The sequence below is a fragment of the Burkholderia cenocepacia genome (assembly GCF_014211915.1).
Lineage (GTDB): Bacteria > Pseudomonadota > Gammaproteobacteria > Burkholderiales > Burkholderiaceae > Burkholderia > Burkholderia orbicola.
This window is the reverse complement of sequence record NZ_CP060040.1, coordinates 1,162,032-1,178,555: the sequence shown is the minus strand read 5'-3', so window position 1 is coordinate 1,178,555 and position 16,524 is coordinate 1,162,032. Positions and strand designations below refer to the sequence as shown.

The 16,524-nt window shown below is 66.1% G+C and carries 11 protein-coding genes; 5 read left to right on the top strand and 6 right to left on the bottom strand.

Annotated elements, in window-relative coordinates; all coding sequences use genetic code 11:
- Positions 1–199: 199 nt before the first annotated feature.
- Positions 200–658, bottom strand: a complete 459-nt coding sequence (locus SY91_RS21750) for an Lrp/AsnC family transcriptional regulator (RefSeq protein WP_027806114.1) — start codon at positions 656–658, stop codon at positions 200–202.
- A gap of 182 nt (positions 659–840) precedes the next feature.
- Between SY91_RS21750 and SY91_RS21745 the strand changes: the two genes are divergently transcribed.
- A complete protein-coding gene (locus SY91_RS21745; protein WP_012339817.1) occupies positions 841–1,938 on the top strand; it encodes a branched-chain amino acid aminotransferase in 1,098 nt (365 codons plus the stop codon).
- A gap of 100 nt (positions 1,939–2,038) precedes the next feature.
- On the top strand, positions 2,039–3,991 hold the full coding sequence (locus SY91_RS21740) for an FUSC family protein (RefSeq protein ID WP_260632483.1): 1,953 nt from the start codon (positions 2,039–2,041) through the stop codon (positions 3,989–3,991).
- On the opposite strand, the gene SY91_RS21735 is transcribed toward SY91_RS21740, so the two are convergent.
- From SY91_RS21735 to SY91_RS21715, 5 genes are all read right to left on the bottom strand, one after another.
- The gene (locus SY91_RS21735; protein ID WP_023476811.1) at positions 3,980–5,509 is read right to left on the bottom strand and encodes a mannitol dehydrogenase family protein; all 1,530 of its coding nucleotides are present in this window, start codon (positions 5,507–5,509) and stop codon (positions 3,980–3,982) included. The genes SY91_RS21740 and SY91_RS21735 overlap by 12 nt on opposite strands.
- 30 nt (positions 5,510–5,539) lie before the next feature.
- On the bottom strand, positions 5,540–6,268 hold the full coding sequence (locus SY91_RS21730) for an HAD family hydrolase (RefSeq protein ID WP_023476812.1): 729 nt from the start codon (positions 6,266–6,268) through the stop codon (positions 5,540–5,542).
- Positions 6,269–6,323: 55 nt separating this feature from the next.
- A complete protein-coding gene (locus SY91_RS21725) occupies positions 6,324–7,739 on the bottom strand; it encodes a sugar porter family MFS transporter (protein WP_043887841.1) in 1,416 nt (471 codons plus the stop codon).
- Positions 7,740–8,395: 656 nt separating this feature from the next.
- Positions 8,396–9,334 (bottom strand): response regulator transcription factor, encoded by a 939-nt coding sequence (locus SY91_RS21720; RefSeq protein ID WP_011547487.1) that lies wholly within the window; start codon positions 9,332–9,334, stop codon positions 8,396–8,398.
- A gap of 67 nt (positions 9,335–9,401) precedes the next feature.
- On the bottom strand, positions 9,402–12,824 hold the full coding sequence (locus SY91_RS21715) for an ATP-binding protein (RefSeq protein WP_043887843.1): 3,423 nt from the start codon (positions 12,822–12,824) through the stop codon (positions 9,402–9,404).
- 224 nt (positions 12,825–13,048) lie between these two features.
- On the opposite strand from SY91_RS21715, the gene urtA reads away from it, so the two are divergent.
- From urtA to urtC, 3 genes are read left to right on the top strand one after another with little or no spacing between them, the layout of a single operon-like run.
- A complete protein-coding gene (urtA, locus tag SY91_RS21710; RefSeq protein WP_023476817.1) occupies positions 13,049–14,323 on the top strand; it encodes an urea ABC transporter substrate-binding protein in 1,275 nt (424 codons plus the stop codon).
- 55 nt (positions 14,324–14,378) lie between these two features.
- On the top strand, positions 14,379–15,296 hold the full coding sequence (gene urtB, locus SY91_RS21705) for an urea ABC transporter permease subunit UrtB (RefSeq protein ID WP_011547490.1): 918 nt from the start codon (positions 14,379–14,381) through the stop codon (positions 15,294–15,296).
- A 55-nt stretch (positions 15,297–15,351) separates the two neighbouring features.
- Positions 15,352–16,521, top strand: coding sequence for an urea ABC transporter permease subunit UrtC (gene urtC, locus SY91_RS21700; RefSeq protein ID WP_023476819.1), 1,170 nt, complete (start codon positions 15,352–15,354; stop codon positions 16,519–16,521).
- Positions 16,522–16,524 lie beyond the last annotated feature (3 nt).

Here is a 16,524-nt window from a genome sequence, read left to right as displayed (position 1 = left end):
ATGCCGTTCGCGGAAGCGGCATGGCTCCGCGAACGGATACGCGCATTTATCCGGTCGCCCGTGATGATCCGATACATGCCACTTGATCGCCGACACGAGTTCCGGTTCGACAGGAACCGATCGATCTCGCTGCGGCGGGTTACCGACCCGCCGTCGTCGGCGATACCCCGCTATCCGGGGCGCGCAGCGCCGCGCACGCTCAAAGTGGCAGCACGGAAGTCTGCTTGATCTTCTGCATCGGAATCTCGGTCTTCACGCTCTGCACGCCTTCGATCCGGGTCAAGTGGTCGATCTGGAGTTTTCGATAGGCGTCGATGTCGGCGGTCACGACCCGCAGCAGGCAATCGCAATCGCCCGCCATCAAGTGGCACTCGAGCACCTGTGGCAGCCGTTGAACCGCCTCGGTGAAACGGTCGACGGTTTTCGCGTCCTGGCTCGTCAGCCAGATACGGACGAACACGGTCAACCCCGCGCCGATCTTCGAGGCGTCGAGCAGCGCCGCGTAGCGCTCGATGACCCCAGCCTGTTCCAGCTGCCTGACCCGACGCAGGCACGGTGACGGCGACAAGCCCACTTTCTGCGCCAGTTCCACGTTCTGGATGCGCCCATCTTCCTGGAGCGCTCTCAGAATGCGACGGTCCATTTCGTCCAGTTCGATCGCGGTCATTGATCCGACAAGTTCGGTTGAGGCACGCAGTGCCGGAATGTTCGGTTTTTGAGGCATTGAATTGCCAAAACGCTTCCATCTTAGGTCGAACACGCAACCTGAAATTATTTTTTCTACGATAAATTTTGGCCCGTAGCAGCCGGGGCGGTCCCGCTGCCGATCAAGGGGCAAAAATGAGCACCGGTTCCGTCCAGCACTTCGCATTCGAACAAAATCCCCATCCCGTCCCGGCGGCCGAGCGCGCCGCGCTGCTCGACGATCCCGGTTTCGGCCGGGTCTTCACGGATCACATGGTGACGATCCGGTACTCGGCGGAACAAGGGTGGCATGACGCGAAAATCGGGCCGCGCGAAGCGTTCCGATTCGATCCGGCCACGCTCGTGCTGCATTACGCGCAGGAGATTTTCGAGGGCTTGAAAGCCTACCGGTTGCCGGGCGGCGGCGCGGCGTTGTTCCGTCCCGACGCGAATGCGCGGCGCTTTCGCCATTCCGCCGAGCGGCTGTCGATGGCGCCGTTGCCGGAGGCGATGTTCGTCGAATCGGTGCGTGCGCTGGTGCGGGCCGATCGTGACTGGATTCCGGCGTTCGACGGCGCGGCGCTGTATTTGCGTCCGTTCATGATCGCGACGCAGGCGGTGCTCGGCGTGAAGCCGTCGCCGGAGTACCTGTACTGCGTGATCGCGACGCCGGTCGGCGCGTACTTCAAGAGCGGCGCGGCCGGGGTCACGTTGTGGGTGTCGGAGCACTACACGCGGGCGGCGCCGGGCGGCACGGGCGACGCGAAATGCGGCGGCAACTATGCGGCGAGCCTGGCGGCGCAGGCGGAGGCGATTCGCGAAGGCTGCGAGCAGGTGGTGTTTCTCGATGCGGTCGAACGCCGCTGGATCGAGGAACTGGGCGGGATGAACGTGTTCTTCGTGTTCGACGACGGGTCGATCCAGACGCCGCCGCTGAACGGGACGATTCTGCCGGGCATCACGCGCGCGTCGTTGATCACGCTGGCCCGGGAGCTGAATTACACGGTGCGGGAGGAGGGCTACACGATCGAGCAATGGCAGGCGGATGCGCGCAGCGGTCGACTGGTCGAGGCGTTCGCATGCGGCACGGCGGCGGTCGTGACGGCGATCGGCCGGGTGAAGGGCCGGGCGTACGACTTCACGATCGGCGACGGTGGCGCAGGGCCGGTCACACAGCGCCTGAAGGCGGCGCTGCTCGATATCCAGAACGGGCGTGAAGCCGATCGCCACGGCTGGGTAGACCGCGTGTTCTGAGTTCGGCACGGCGGCCCTCGCGACGCACGACGGCCGTCATGAAAACCGTGACCGGCATGCCGGCCGGAAGCCGCCGCGCTGTCTCTGGAATTCTTCGATCATGTCAGCTGTTTCGTTGTCACGGGCGATTGACCGCCTGTTCATTGTCGACCCTGGTCTTCATCGTCTGCTGGGCGGTGCGCGCGCCGCGCTGGCGAGCTTGCTGGCCGGTGCGCTCGGCATTGCGTCGGCGCTCCATCTCGGTTTTGCGATCACCACCGGCGCGGTGGGCATCCTGTTCTCGATGATCGCGCCACTCTTCCTGCGCGATGCTCACCGGCTGGACTGGTATGAGTCGCTTGCGTGGCAGTACGGCACCGCATGCGCAAGCTTTGCCGCGGCCGCCTGCGTGAGTGCGTGGCCGGCCGTCGGCAAGGCGGGGTTCGTGATCGTCCTGTTCTGTTCGATGCTGTGCCAGACCCGCGGGCCGCGCACGATCGGCTGTGCGTTCCTGGCGATCGCCATGTACTACCTCGGTCTTTATCTGCATCCGGCCGCGCTACAGGCCGGCCACATGCTGGCGATGTCGATCGCCGGCCCGGCAAGCGTCGTGCTCGTCTGCCGCGTGCTGTTGCCGGTGCACGCGGCGCCCACGCCACGGCTCATCGCGCGCTCGGTATCGCTGCACGCGGCGTGCATCGCACGAAGCGACGTGTCGGATGCCGGCGCGCTGGATGCGATGGCCCATTTACTGGCGCTGAACGAAGCCGCCATCGCGCTCGAGCATCACGCGTCGACACGCGATGAAGGCGACACGCGCGCGTTGCACACCGTGCTCGTCGCATTGGAGATCGCGTCGGCTCGACGCGTGCTGAACCGCGATCGAACCGATGCCGCCGCCGCGGTGCTACGTGCCGCGATTGCCCGCTTCGAGAGCGTCGTCGACGGCCTGGCGGCGCGCATGACCGCCGCACCGCCGCCCGCGACGCCGCGGCCCGCGCGCGCGGTGCCGTGGACCGCCGGCTGGCGCACGCTTGCATGGTTGCCGGCGATCCGCGCCGCGGCGGCTGCGTGCGCCGCGATGTTGATCGGCGAGACGCTGTCCTCGGAGCGGTGGATGTGGGCGGTGCTCAGCACGTTCGTCGTGTTCTTCGGCACGTACTCGTGCGCGGACACGATCTATCGCGGCGCGCAACGCGTCGCCGGGACGCTCGCCGGCGCGCTCGCGAGCGTACTCGTCGTCGGCGCGGCTCATCATGCGAATGCACTCGTGGTCATCGTCATGGGCGTGTGCGTGTTTGGCTGGGCGTACCACATCCTGCACGCCTATGGGCGCGGCGTGTTCTTTCTCACGGTGCTGATCGGCCTCGTCTATGCGCAACTGGGGTTCGAGATCGGCGCGCTTGCGGAACTGCGTATCGGCGAGGTGTTGATCGGCTGCGCGGTGTCGCTCGCGGCGGCGCTGCTGGTGATGCCGCTGGCGGCGTCGCGCCACATTGCGACGCGCTCGCACGGGCTGTTGGCGGCGCTGCGCGAACTCGTGCACGAGCGCGACGACGGCATGCGGCCGGGGGCGGCGCAGATGCGCGCGGCCGATCGCCGCTTTCACGACGTGCGCATGGCGATCCGGCCGTTGGCCACGTGGCGCATGCTCCGTGCGTCCGGCGACGCCCGACGGTTGTCGGACACGTTGCTGTCCTGCTGGCTGTATGGCCGAATCGTGGCGACACGCCTGCCGGTCGAAGCCGGTGGCCCGGATGTCGCATTCGAGCGGCCGGCGCGCGCGGCTGTCGTCACGCGAATCGATGCGTTGATCAGCGATCTGGGTCGCGGCCGCTCGATGCGACTCGATGCGGCTGCGAGCGTCGGGCACGGAACGCTTGCGGTAGCCGGCGATCCTCCGTTACCGGCCCATCGGGATCTGGCGCGGCTCGACGCGAAGTTGACCGAACTCAACCGCGCATTCGAGGACGCGCTGTTCGGAAAAAATACGGGCGAGGAACGCTCGCATCGCGCCGATGGCAGCGCTCTCGCCCCCGATGTTCGGGAAGCGATACGTTGTTCAGGTATCTGAAGCATCGAGCGCCAGCCGGATGGCGTCGCGCGTCCTGCGTGTCGCCACGGCCGCCTGCATCGTGCGGAATAGCTCGACGAACCCCGGGTTGGAAGCGAGCCCGAGCGGGGCGAACGGCTTTGAATCGAGGATCGCGAGCGGCGCGCCGCTTCGCACGCGCTCGAGATCCGCTGCCTCGAATTGCGGCTCACTGACGGCGAACGCGTTGCCGAGATCGTCGACACCCTTCAGGTAATGCTGGAAGCAGGCCAGCAGCAGCGCTTCACGGCGCATGTCGCCGTGACGCGCGATCAATGCCCCGATGGTCTTTTCATGAAACACCGGGATCTTCGACGCGCCGTCGTGCGCGACGCGCAGCAACTGATCGCCCAGTGCGGCGTTGCGGAAGCGCGCGAGCGTATCGCGGGCATAGGCGCGTGCGGACACGCCATGCGGTAGCGTGAGGATCGAGCCGACGTCCCGGGTAAGGAAGATGTCGAGCAGCGCCGCGAGATCGCGATCGGCCATGGCGTCGTGGACGAAGCGATGTCCGAGCAGAATCGCCGGGTAAGCGAGCAACATGTGGGAAGCGTTCAGCATGCGCCCCTTCATGGCCTCGTACGCATGGACGTCGTCGCGCAATTCGACGCCCGCTGCGTCGAATGCCGGGCGGCCGGCGCTGAAGCTGTCCTCGACCACCCATTGCGAGAACGTTTCGGCAACGACGGGCGCCGTGTCGTCGAAGCCTGACAACCGGTTGGCGCGCAGGCGGATCGCGTCCGTCACCTGCGGCGCGATCCGGTCGACCATGCTGTTCGGGAACGCGACGTAACGCTCGATCCAGGCGGCGAGATCGACGTCGGTCGCCCGTGCGAAATCGAGCACCGCGCGCCGCGCGGTATCGCCGTTACCGCGCAGATTGTCGCAGGACATCACGGTGAAGGGCAGTACGTTGGCGGCTCGACGCCGTCTGAGCGCTTCGACGATGAACCCGAACGCGGTACGGGGCGGTCCGCCCAGCAGATCGTGTGCGACGTCGGGCGTATCGAACCGGAATGCGCCGGTCGTCTCGTCGAGGTTGTAACCGCCTTCCGTGATGGTCAGCGATACGATCCGGATCGCCGGATCGGCAAGCCGGGTCAGTACGGCTTCCGGGTCGGCCGGTGCGTGCAGATACTCGATCATTGCACCGATGACGCGCACGACCGTCGTGCCGTCGCTCGAGAACTCCGTCAGCGTATAGAGGCAATCCTGCGCGCGAAGCGCGTCGGCCTTGGCGACCGAGGCCGGGCCGCTACCCAGTCCGATCCCGCATATTGCCCATTTTTCGTGACCGGGCAGATGCAGCACATGATCGATGTAGCGCGCCTGATGGGCGCGATGGAAGTTGCCGACGCCGATATGCGCGATGCCTGCCGTCAGGCGATGGCGGTCGTAGGCAGGAACGGCGACGTGCGGCGCCGCGCGTCCGAGGGTTGCATTGGCGAGCGGATGGCGCGTGTCGTCTTCGCGCGCCGGAGGGGATGCGTTGTCGTTCATGATCGCGAGGTGTTTCTCGTTCGGGGAAGGTCAGGCGCGTACGCGCCAAGCGGGCGTCGTGTCCTGCATGTGTCGCAGCCAGCGCTCGACGAGCGACGGCAGCGCGGCCATGTCGTCGAAGACGACGGACGCGCCTGCGGCGTGCAGCTTGTCCGTCTGCGTTCGTGCCGCGTGCGCGGCGCCCACGAAGCCGAGTACGGTCATGCCGGCGGCCATCGCGGCGGCCGTACCCGTCGCGCTGTCTTCGACGACGATGCACCGTTCGGGCGCGACATGCATGCGACGGGCGGCGGCCAGATAGACGTCGGGCGCGGGCTTCGGCGAGGGCACCTGGTCGGCCGTGAACAAGCGTTCGCCGAACAGGTCGGCCAGGCCGATCCGGTCGACCACGCTGCGCACATAGGCAAGATCGCTGTTGCTGGCGCACGCCTTGACGAGCGGGATGGCGGCGAACGCGTCGCGCACGCCGTCGATGGCCGGCGCATTCACCGCGTTTGCGTGGATGTCCGCGCGAATCGCCTCGACCGTGTCGTCGTCGAGCGGCCGGTCGACGATGGTCGCGACCATGCGCAGCAATTGCTCGGCTCGCATGCCGAGCAGGGGACGTATGACGTCGCGAAGGCCGGCGAGCCCCCAGAGGTGCTCGAGGCGAGTCACGACGATGCGTTCGGCGACGGCTTCGCTATCGACGAGCACGCCGTCGCAATCGCTGATCAGCGCATGATCCGAAAGTCGACGTGTGGCAGTAAGTTCGTTCATGTCGGTTTCCGTGATGAGAAAGCAGGATGGACGTGACTGGCTTGACCGTGTCCGATCATGAATGGCGCGGCCCGAACGTTCCGCGCTTCAATGCGCGTTCGATGTCCTCGAGGCTGCGACCGCGCGTTTCCGGCACCATCGAATAGATAAATACCCATGCGAGTGCGTTGAGACCCGCGTACGCCCACATCGCACCGCCGACACCGAGCCATTTGGTCACGGTCAGCGCAGTGCCGGTCAGCAAGAGGTTCGAGCCCCATAGCATTGCGGCGTGCGCGCCGGTGGCCTGGTTGCGAATCGCGACGGGGTAGATTTCCGCGCCCGTCAGCCAGCCGATGACCTGGATACCGCCGGCGTTGAACACCATGAACGCGATCAGGCAGATGACGATCCACAGTTGCTGCATGGGCAAAACGAAGTCGCCCCGCAGCAGGCAGCCAAGCAGCACGAGGCTGGCTGCCGCGACGGGCAGCGTCGCGAGGCTGAGCGTGCGGCGGCCGACATGGTCGACGGTCAGCTTGCCGATGAAGGTCATCACGAGATAGGTGACGGCGACGCCGAGTGCGGCCCAGAGCGATGCCGACGCGCCGAACCCCGCGTCGCGAAGGAACGTCGGCGTGTAATAGATCATCATCTCGATGCCGCTGAGCTGGGTGAACGCGGCGACGCCGAGGCCGGCAACGAGAGCGGGGCGTACCCAGGGCTCGCGCATCGTGCGCCACCCCGATGTCGCGCCGTCCTGCTGCCGCTCGACCACGTCCCGAATATCGGCAATCTCGTGTCGGACGGCCGCTTGGGATTCCCGCACCTTCGACAACTCGCCATGCGCGTCGGCGATGCGATCCTGCTCGACGAGCCAGCGCGGGCTGCGCGGCAGTCGGGTCATGCCAACCATCAGGATGACCGACGGGATGACCGCGATACCGATCATCGCGCGCCAGGAAAACAGGTCGTTGCCCGCGACGCCGATCAGGGCCGCGAGCAGGATGCCGATGCCGATCGAGACGTTGAAGTAGGTCACCAGGCGGCCGCGCTTGTCCGGCTCCGCGAGTTCCGCGATGTAGGTCGGCACGATCTGCGTCGAGCCGCCGACCGCGAATCCGAGCACGAGCCGGGAAGCGGCAAGGGACCACGCGTCGGGCGAGAGGGCGGCAGCCAGCACGCCGGCCGCATAGATCGTCGAGACGATCGTAATGGACTTGCGGCGTCCGAATGCGGCCGACATGCGGGTGCCGGCCAGCGCACCGATCACCGCGCCGAGCAGGATCGCCGCGGCGACGAGCTCCTGTGCGCGGTAGTCGAGGCCGAAGTCTCGCGCGATGAGGGGCAGGGCGCCCGAGATGATGCCGGTGTCGTATCCATAGAGCCCGCCGGCGATCGCCGCGATCGATGCGACGGTGCGCATGTAGGCGGACGGGGTGGGCCGGGGGCGGGCCGCGGGTGTGTCGGGAAGGGCGGAATCAGAAGCCATGACGGTTTTCCTTGTGGTGCGGCTCGTCGCACGGGCGAACGAACGCGTAACGTGACGGCATGTGCCCACTCCGGTAACAGGCGTTGCCGCACGTGCGGCAACGCGTCACTGAAGTCGCGGAGCGGGAAGTCGCGGACGGGCGCTCAGCCGAGCGCGTGGACGTGGCCGGACGGCGTGCCGCCGCGTCGGGCACATGGAGTGCGCCGACAGGAGGGACTTCCGGTTTGTACGGGGGGTGATTGCTTCGTCATGTCGGTCACCGAGTAGGGAAATCGCTCACGGCCCGTCCAAACCGGTTTGGGTCGAAGGCGCGACGATTCCTCTGGTTGAGCACGATCTGGAGCCGCACTTTGGAGCAAGGCGCCAGTGTCTCCTCTGGCGCTTCACGGCCTGCGTGGCAGGCGAACGATTCCGCCGTTGCCCGGTGGAATCGTGACGGTATTTCGGCGGACCAACAGGTCAGGCGCCGAAACAGGGGAGGCCAGCCGAGAGGGGCTGGCGGGCTATGGCCTCGTGGCGCGCGCTACAGGACGCATGTCGCCCGAGGCATGAACAATTATCCAGAATCAGAGTAAAAGATCAAGTTTACGAAATTATGCCCCAGCGGGCGGCCCGATAAGGGTGCGGCAAGTTGACGATCCGGCGATGCCGCCCTGTCACGTGCGCTCGAGCATCTTGATCGCCGCGGCGGCCGCGCCCGCACGGGTCTCGACATGGAGCTTGCGGAACAGGTGTTCGAGATGCTTGTTCACCGTGCGCGCGGCGATGCCCAGAATGTCGCCGATATCGCGGTTCGTCTTGCCGTGCGACACCCAGAGCAGCACTTCGGCCTCCCGCATGGTCAAGCCGAAGCGTTCGGCGAGTGCATTGCAATGCACGGTGTCGTCTCTTTCCTTGAGGATCACGATCCATTCGCCCGGTTCCGGGCCGCGCGTCGCGCTGGCCGAGCGGCGTATCGGGCCCGAGCTGAATTCGTGCACGGCGTCGCCCGGGGCGCCGCGCGCGAGCCAGTCGACGAACCACGTGCGCAGTAGCGCGGGCAGCTGCGTCGGCGCGTCGGTATCGCGTGCGGTCGTGGGTTGCCGGGCATCGGCGGGGGCGTCATGCGCGGTCGTGTATGCAGCGATATGACGCGCAGCCTGCGGGCTCTGCCACCGAATCGTGCCGTCCGCGCCGACGATCAGCGCCGCGCGCGTGTCGAGCGACAGTGCCGCCTCCGCGTACAACTGCGCACGTGAACGCCGTACATGGGCGCCGATGCGTGCGCACAATTCCTCGGGCTGCACCGGCTTGGTCACGTAATCGATGCCGCCTACACGAAAGCCGCGTACGACATGTTCGCTCTCCGTCAACGCAGTCATGAAGATGACGGGCAGATGCTCGTGGCGTCCGTCCTGCTTGATCCGCACGCATGTTTCGAAGCCGTCCATGTCGGGCATCATCGCGTCGAGCAACACCACGTCGGGCGTCACGCGCGCGAGGCGTTTGAGCGCGTCCTCGCCGGACAGCGCGACGATCACCACGTAGCCGTGCGCCTGCAGCGTGTCGGAAAGAAAGGCGAGGTTCTCCGGCGTGTCGTCGACGATCAGGATCATGGGCCCTTCGCGCAGCCACGCGGCCGGGTCGCCGGCGATCGGGGAGGCCGCGATCGTGGTGTGCACGTCACGCGTTCGCGCCGCGCGCGAGTCGGTCAAGTTCATGCTCGAGTTCCCTTAGCTGAAAACGTTCCGCCAACGAGCGCAACGCGTCGATTTGATCCCGCAATCCGGGCCGGGCCTCGCGGGCAGCGTCGAGCGCTTCGATCACGCCCTGTACGTAGCCGACTTCGAGATGCGCATGCAGATGTTCGATGAGCTCGCGTGGCCACACGGCGGGCGTGGGCGGCTGTGTCGCCGCCGGTCGCGCGCTGGCGCCGGCGTCCGATGCGATCCAGTCGAGCGCCAGCAGTTGCGCGAGCTTGTCGAGCAGCAGATTCACCTGCAGCGGTTTCACCAGATAGCCCTTGCATCCGGTCGCGCTCGCCCGATCGCGGTCGTCGGCGAATGCGTTCGCGGAGAGCAGCACGATGGGCGCGTTCGACAACTGATTCTCGGAGATCAGGCGGCTGGTTTCGTAACCGTCCATCAGCGGCATCGAAATATCCATGATGATCGCGTCGGCCGTGTGCATCGCCAGCCAGCGCAGCGCATCGGTGCCGCTGGCGGCTTCAGCGACGTCGAAGCCGAGCGGCGTGAGCAATTGCACGACGATGTCGCGCTGATCGTCGAGGTCGTCCACCACGAGAATGGTGCGGCGCGCGCCCGTATAGCCGCGAATCGACGCGAGTTCGGCGTGGGTTTCGGCCGCCGCGTCGACGGCCGGGGCGAACAGGCGCACCACGAAGCGCGTGCCGTGCCCGACTTCGCTGTCCACTTCCAGGCTGCCGCCGAGCGCTTGCGTGAGCAGGCGGCAGATCGTGAGCCCGAGACCGGCGCCGTGATCGTACGCATGGGCCGCTTCGCCGCGTTCGAACGGCAGGAACAGGCGTTCCAGTTCGGCTGGCGGGATGCCGGGGCCGGTATCGATCACCTCGAATTTGAGCGTATCGAGCACGTGGCTGACGCGCAGCGTGATCGTGCCGCTCGACGTGAAGCGGATCGCATTGCCGATCAGGTTGGTGAGGATCTGGCTCATGCACTTCTGGTCGGTGCGCACGGTGGCGGGCAGCCGACCGACTGTTTGCACGTCGAAGGCGAGCGCCTTTTCGAGCGCCTGCGGACGCAGCATCGACGTCAGGTGCGCGACGAAATCGGCGAGGGATACCTTGGCGACGTTCAACTGAAGCTTGCCCGCCTCGATGCGCGCGATGTCGAGTAGGCCGTCGACGAGCGCGAGCAGATGCTCGCCGCTGCGATGGATCGTGCGCACGGCGTTGTAGCGCATGGGCGTGAGTTCTTCCTTCGCCTGCAGCAGTAATTGTGCGTAGCCGAGAATGCTGTTCAGCGGCGTGCGCAGCTCGTGGCTCAAGCCGGACACGTAACGGCTCTTGGCCTGGTTGGCCGATTCCGCGGCGGCGGTCGCGCGCTTGAGCGCCGCGTCGGTTTTCTGATGCGCGTCGATTTCGAGCATCAGCAATTCGTTTTGCCGCTGCGACTCTTCCTGCGTGACGCGGCGGTTTTCGCGCTCCAGCACGAACCACCAGGCCGCGATGCAGCCCACCAGCGAGAGCGCGAGAAAGATATTCAGAAAGCTGCCCGAAAGCGCATGAGCGATCGATGGCCCGGCGGCGCGCATCGAAGTCGCGCTCTGCGCCCAGATCAGATAGAGCACGCTGCCCAGCACCGCGAGCATGGCCAGCACGAGGCTCGCATAGTGAATGAGGCGCAGCGCGGCGGGGCCGAGCCGCGCGCCCGGCAGCACGCGATGCAGCGCGCGGTCGGCCTGCGACGCGAAGCGTGCGTGCGGCTTGCAGCGATCGTGGCAGCGCGAATCGAGCGAGCAGCACAGCGAGCAGATCGTGCCGCCATAGGCCGGGCAATGCGCCGTATCGTCGGGTTCGAAGGTGTTTTCGCAAATCGCGCAGCGCAGCGAAGTGGCGTCGCCGGTCGGTTGCGCGGCGCGGGCAATGTAATAGCGGCCGCGGGTGAGTACCGCGAGCAGCGGCGCGCATGCGAACGCCGCACCGAACGCGATGAACGACGACATCGCCTGGGCGAGCACGCCGAACAGGCCGCTGTGCGCGAGCATCGCGACGGCGGCCGCGATCAGCATCGCGCCGACGCCCACGGGGTTCACGTCGTAGAGATGCGCTCGCTTGAATTCGATGTGTCGCGGGCTATAGCCGAGCGGCTTGTTGATGACGAGATCGGCGAACAACGCGCCGATCCACGCGATCGCGATGTTCGCGTAGAGCGACAGCACCTTGGCGATCGCATCGAACACGCCCATTTCGACGAGCAGCAACGCGATCATGACGTTGAACACGAGCCATACCACGCGGCCCGGATGGCTGTGCGTGAGCCGCGCGAAGAAATTGGACCACGCGAGCGAGCCCGCATAGGCATTGGTCACGTTGATCTTCAACTGCGAGACGATCACGAACAGCGTCATCGCGGGCAGCGCCCAGCTCGCGAGCCCCAACGGATCGAGCAGCAGATGATAGGCGACGAGGTACATCTGCGTAGGCTGGGTGGCGTGGACGGCATCGACTTCGTACTGCAGCGCGATGAAGGCGAGCAATGCGCCGCCCAGCATCTTGAGCGCGCCGGGGACGATCCAGCCCGGCCCCGTCGAGAGCAACGCGAACCACCAGCGCGTGCGGTTCTTCGCGGTGAGCGGCGGCAGGAAGCGCAGATAGTCCACTTGTTCACCTACCTGCACGATCAGCGCGAACACGACCGTCGACGCTTGACCGAACGCGATCAGGCTGAAAGCGCGGCCTTGCGGCGCGAAGCCCGCAAAGGTGGTCCATTGCGCGATCAGGTCGGAATGGCGCCACAGCACGGCTGCGTAGGGCAGCACGAACAGGACGAGCCACAGCGGCTGCGTCCAGCTTTGCAGGCGGTTGATCAGCGTGATCCCGAACATGACGATCGGAATCACCACGAGCGAACTCACGACGTAGGCGATCGCCAGCGAAATATGGAAATACAGCTGGAGCGCGAGCGACATGATGGCCGCTTCGAGCGCGAAGAAAATGAACGTGAACACCGCATACAGCAGTGACGTGACCGTCGAGCCGATATAGCCGAAGCCCGCGCCGCGCGTGAGCAGGTCCATGTCCACGCCGTAGCGCGCCGCGTAATAGCTGATGGGCAAGCTGGTGATCCAGATCAGCACGGAGACGGCCGCAATGGCCCAGACCGCGTTCGTGAAGCCGTAATTGACGACGAGACTGCCGCCGATCGCTTCCAGCACCAGAAACGACACCGCGCCGATCGCCGTATTGGCCACGCGCAGCTCCGACCAGCGCCGGAACGAGCGCGGCGTGAAGCGCAGCGCATAGTCCTCGAGGGTTTCGTCGCCGACCCAGGCGTTGTAGTCGCGGCGCACCTTGACGATGCGTTGCGTACCGGGCGCGCCCACTGACGGGTGACTCTGGGACATGACGATGATCCGAAATGGTGCGAAAGCGGCACGAGCGGGGCGCGGACGGCACAACGGCGGACCACGCCGCTCAGGAGCGCCCTGCAATGCAAATTACATTCCAGCCCGCGCACGGGGAATACGTCGATTGACGTATTCCGATCCTCAAATTGGCTTCCTACAGTGCGTCCAACCTCGACCCAGCCCGCAGCGACCCGCGCCGGGCACCCGATAAGGAGAACGTGATGTCAGCAGACGATCGATTCGATGACGATGGCCGGATGCCTTCGCCGCTGCGCCGGAAAATGCTCGGCGGTCTCGCCGCCGCGCCGCTGATGGCGCTGGGCCTGCCGCGCGGCGCGTTTGCGCAGACGCCGCCCACGGCGAAGGTCAACACCACGCGCTTGGCGGTCACGGACACCACGGTGACGGTCGGCCAGCTGCACTCGGCCACGGGCACGATGGCGATTTCCGAAACGGGTTCGATCCAGGCCGAGCGCCTCGCCATCGAACAGATCAACGCGATGGGCGGCGTGCTGGGCCGCAAGATCCAGATCATTCAGGAAGACGGCGCGTCCGACTGGCCGACCTTCGCCGAAAAGTCGAAGAAGCTGCTGGAGAACGACCACGTCGCGGCCGTGTTCGGCTGCTGGACCTCGGCCTCGCGCAAGGCGGTGCTGCCGGTGTTCGAGAAGGACAACGGCCTGCTGTATTACCCGACCTTCTACGAAGGCCTCGAACAGTCGAAGAACGTGTTCTACACGGGCCAGGAAGCGACCCAGCAGATTGTCTGGGCGCTCGACTGGGCCTCGAACACGAAAAAGGCCAAGACCTTCTTCCTGATCGGCTCCGACTACATCTGGCCGCGCACGTCCAACAAGATCGCGCGCCGTCATATCGAACAGCATCTGCACGCGAAGGTGGTGGGCGAGGAGTATTACCCGCTCGGCACGACCGAATTCGCGTCGCTGATGAACAAGATCAAGCTCGCGCGCCCGGACTGCATCTTCGCGACCGTGGTGGGCGGCTCGAACGTGGCGTTCTACAAGCAGCTCAAGGCCGCGGGCATCACGCCGCAGAAGCAGTTCCTGCTGACGCTGTCGGTGACCGAGGACGAAGTGCTCGGCATCGGCGGCGACAACTTCGCGGGCTTCTATTCGTCGATGAAGTACTTCCAGTCGCTCGATAACGACAACAACAAGAAGTTCGTCGCGGCGTTCAAGGCGCGCTACGGCCAGAAGTCGGTGATCGGCGACGTGACCCAGGCCGCCTATCTCGGCCCGTGGATCTGGAAGGCTGCGTGCGAGCGCGCGGGCAGCTTCGACGTGGACAAGGTGGTCGCGCATTCGGCCGGCATCGAAGTGGCGAACGCGCCGCAAGGCTACGCGAAGGTCGATGCGAACCACCATCTGTGGAGCCGCTCGCTGATCGGCCAGGGCCAGGCGGACGGCCAGTTCAAGGTCGTCGCGCAGTCGGAGCAGCCGATCCAGCCGAATCCGTTCCCCAAGGGCTACATGTAATCCGTCAACCGCAGCGGCGCGGCGGCCGATGACGCCGCCGCGCGAGGAGCGTTCGATGTCCGCTACCGATATTTTCAACATCACGCTGATGCAGGGCTTCGCCGGTCTGAGCCTCTTCAGCGTCCTGCTCCTGATGGGGCTCGGGCTCGCCGTGATCTTCGGCCAGATGGGCGTGATCAACATGGCGCACGGCGAATTCATGACGATCGGCGCCTATACGGTCTACCTGTTTTCGTGGTTTTCGCAGAACGTCTGGCACGCGCTCACGCCCGTGTATTTCTTCTTCGCGATTGTCGCGGCGTTCGCGCTGGCCTTCGCGGCGGGCTGGCTCGCCGAATGGGCGCTGATCCGCCATCTCTACAAGCGGCCGCTCGACACGCTGCTCGCCACCTGGGGCCTGAGCCTCGGCATGCAGCAGGTGTTCCGCTCGACCTTCGGGCCGAAGGAAGTGAGTCCGGCGCTGCCCGACTGGCTGATGGGTTCGTGGGAACCCACGCCCGGCCTCGACATTCCGGTGAGCGGCATGTTCGTGATGGGCCTCGCGCTGCTGATGACGGGCGGCCTGCTGCTCGCGCTCTATCGCTCGCGCTGGGGCTTGCGCGTGCGCGCCACGGTCGCGAACCGGCCGATGGCGAACGCGGCGGGCATCAACACGCGGCGCACCGATCGCATGACGTTCGCGATCGGCTGCGGCATCGCGGGCGTGGCGGGCGCGGCCTTCACGGCCATCGGCTCGACGGGACCGACGAGCGGCTCGCTCTATATCGTCGATTCGTTTCTCGTCGTGACGTTCGGCGGCGCGGCCAGCTTGCTCGGTACCGTGGCGTCGGCGTTCGGCATCGCGCAGATGCAGTCGATCAGCGAGTTCTTCCTGTCGGGATCGATAGCGCGCGTGCTCACGCTGCTCACCGTCGTGGTGATTCTCATGCTGCGCCCGCAGGGCCTGTTCGCGTCGAAGGTGCGGCGCGTTTAAGCGTGCGTCGATGAACGCGCGTCATTCACAGCTTCATTCGACTGGAGAGATGGACATGGAACCCATCCAACCCGCGGCGGGCACCGTATCCCCGCGATCCCGCCCGGGCGCGCCGCCGGCCGGCTGGCGCGCTCGCGTCGCGCGGCTCGACGCGTCGGGCTACGCGGGCATCGTGCTGCTCGCGCTGCTGATCGTGGTCGTGTTTCCGCTCGCGCTCGACACGTTCCGCCTGAACCTGATGGGCAAGTACCTGACCTATGCGTTCGTGGCGATCGGCCTCGTGATCGCGTGGGGCTACGGCGGGGTGCTCAGTCTAGGCCAGGGCGTGTTCTTCGGCCTCGGCGGTTACGCGATGGCGATGTTTCTCAAGCTCGAGGCGTCCGATCCGGCCGCCACGCACACGCAGACTACGCCCGGCATTCCCGACTTCATGGACTGGAACCAGCTCACCGCGCTGCCCACGTGGTGGAAGCCGTTTCACTCGTTGCCGTTCTCGATCCTCGCGGTGCTCGTCGTGCCGACGGCGCTCGCGTTCGTGATCGGCTACGCGATGTTCAAGCGGCGCGTGGGCGGCGTGTACTTCGCGATCATCACGCAGGCGGTCGCGCTGATCCTCTCGGTGCTGATCATCGGCCAGCAAGGCTATACGGGCGGCGTGAACGGCATCACCGATCTGCGCACGCTGCTCGGCTGGGACATCCGCACCGATCACGCGAAGCTCGTGCTGTATTTCGTGAACGCCGCGCTGTTGATCGGTGCGCTGCTCGTCGGCCGCTGGGTTCAGCGCAGCAAGCTCGGCACGCTGCTGCTCGCGATGCGCGACAAGGAAGACCGCGTGCGCTTCTCGGGCTACGACGTCGCGATGTTCAAGGTGTTCGCGTTCTGTCTCGCGGCGATGCTCGCGGCCATCGGCGGCGCGATGTTCACGCTGCAGGTGGGTTTCATGTCGCCGTCGTTCGTCGGCATCGTGCCGTCGATCGAAATGGTGATCTACGCGGCCATCGGCGGGCGCATGTCGCTGGTCGGCGCGGTGTACGGCGCGATCCTCGTCAATCTCGGCAAGAGCTGGTTCTCGGAGAGCTTTCCGAACCTCTGGCTCTATCTGATGGCGGCGATGTTCATCGGCGTGGTGATGGTGTTTCCGAACGGGCTGGCGGGCCTCTACGACGAGCATGTGCGCCCGCGCGTGCGGCGGCTGCTCGGCGTGGCGAACAAGGAGGCGTGAAGC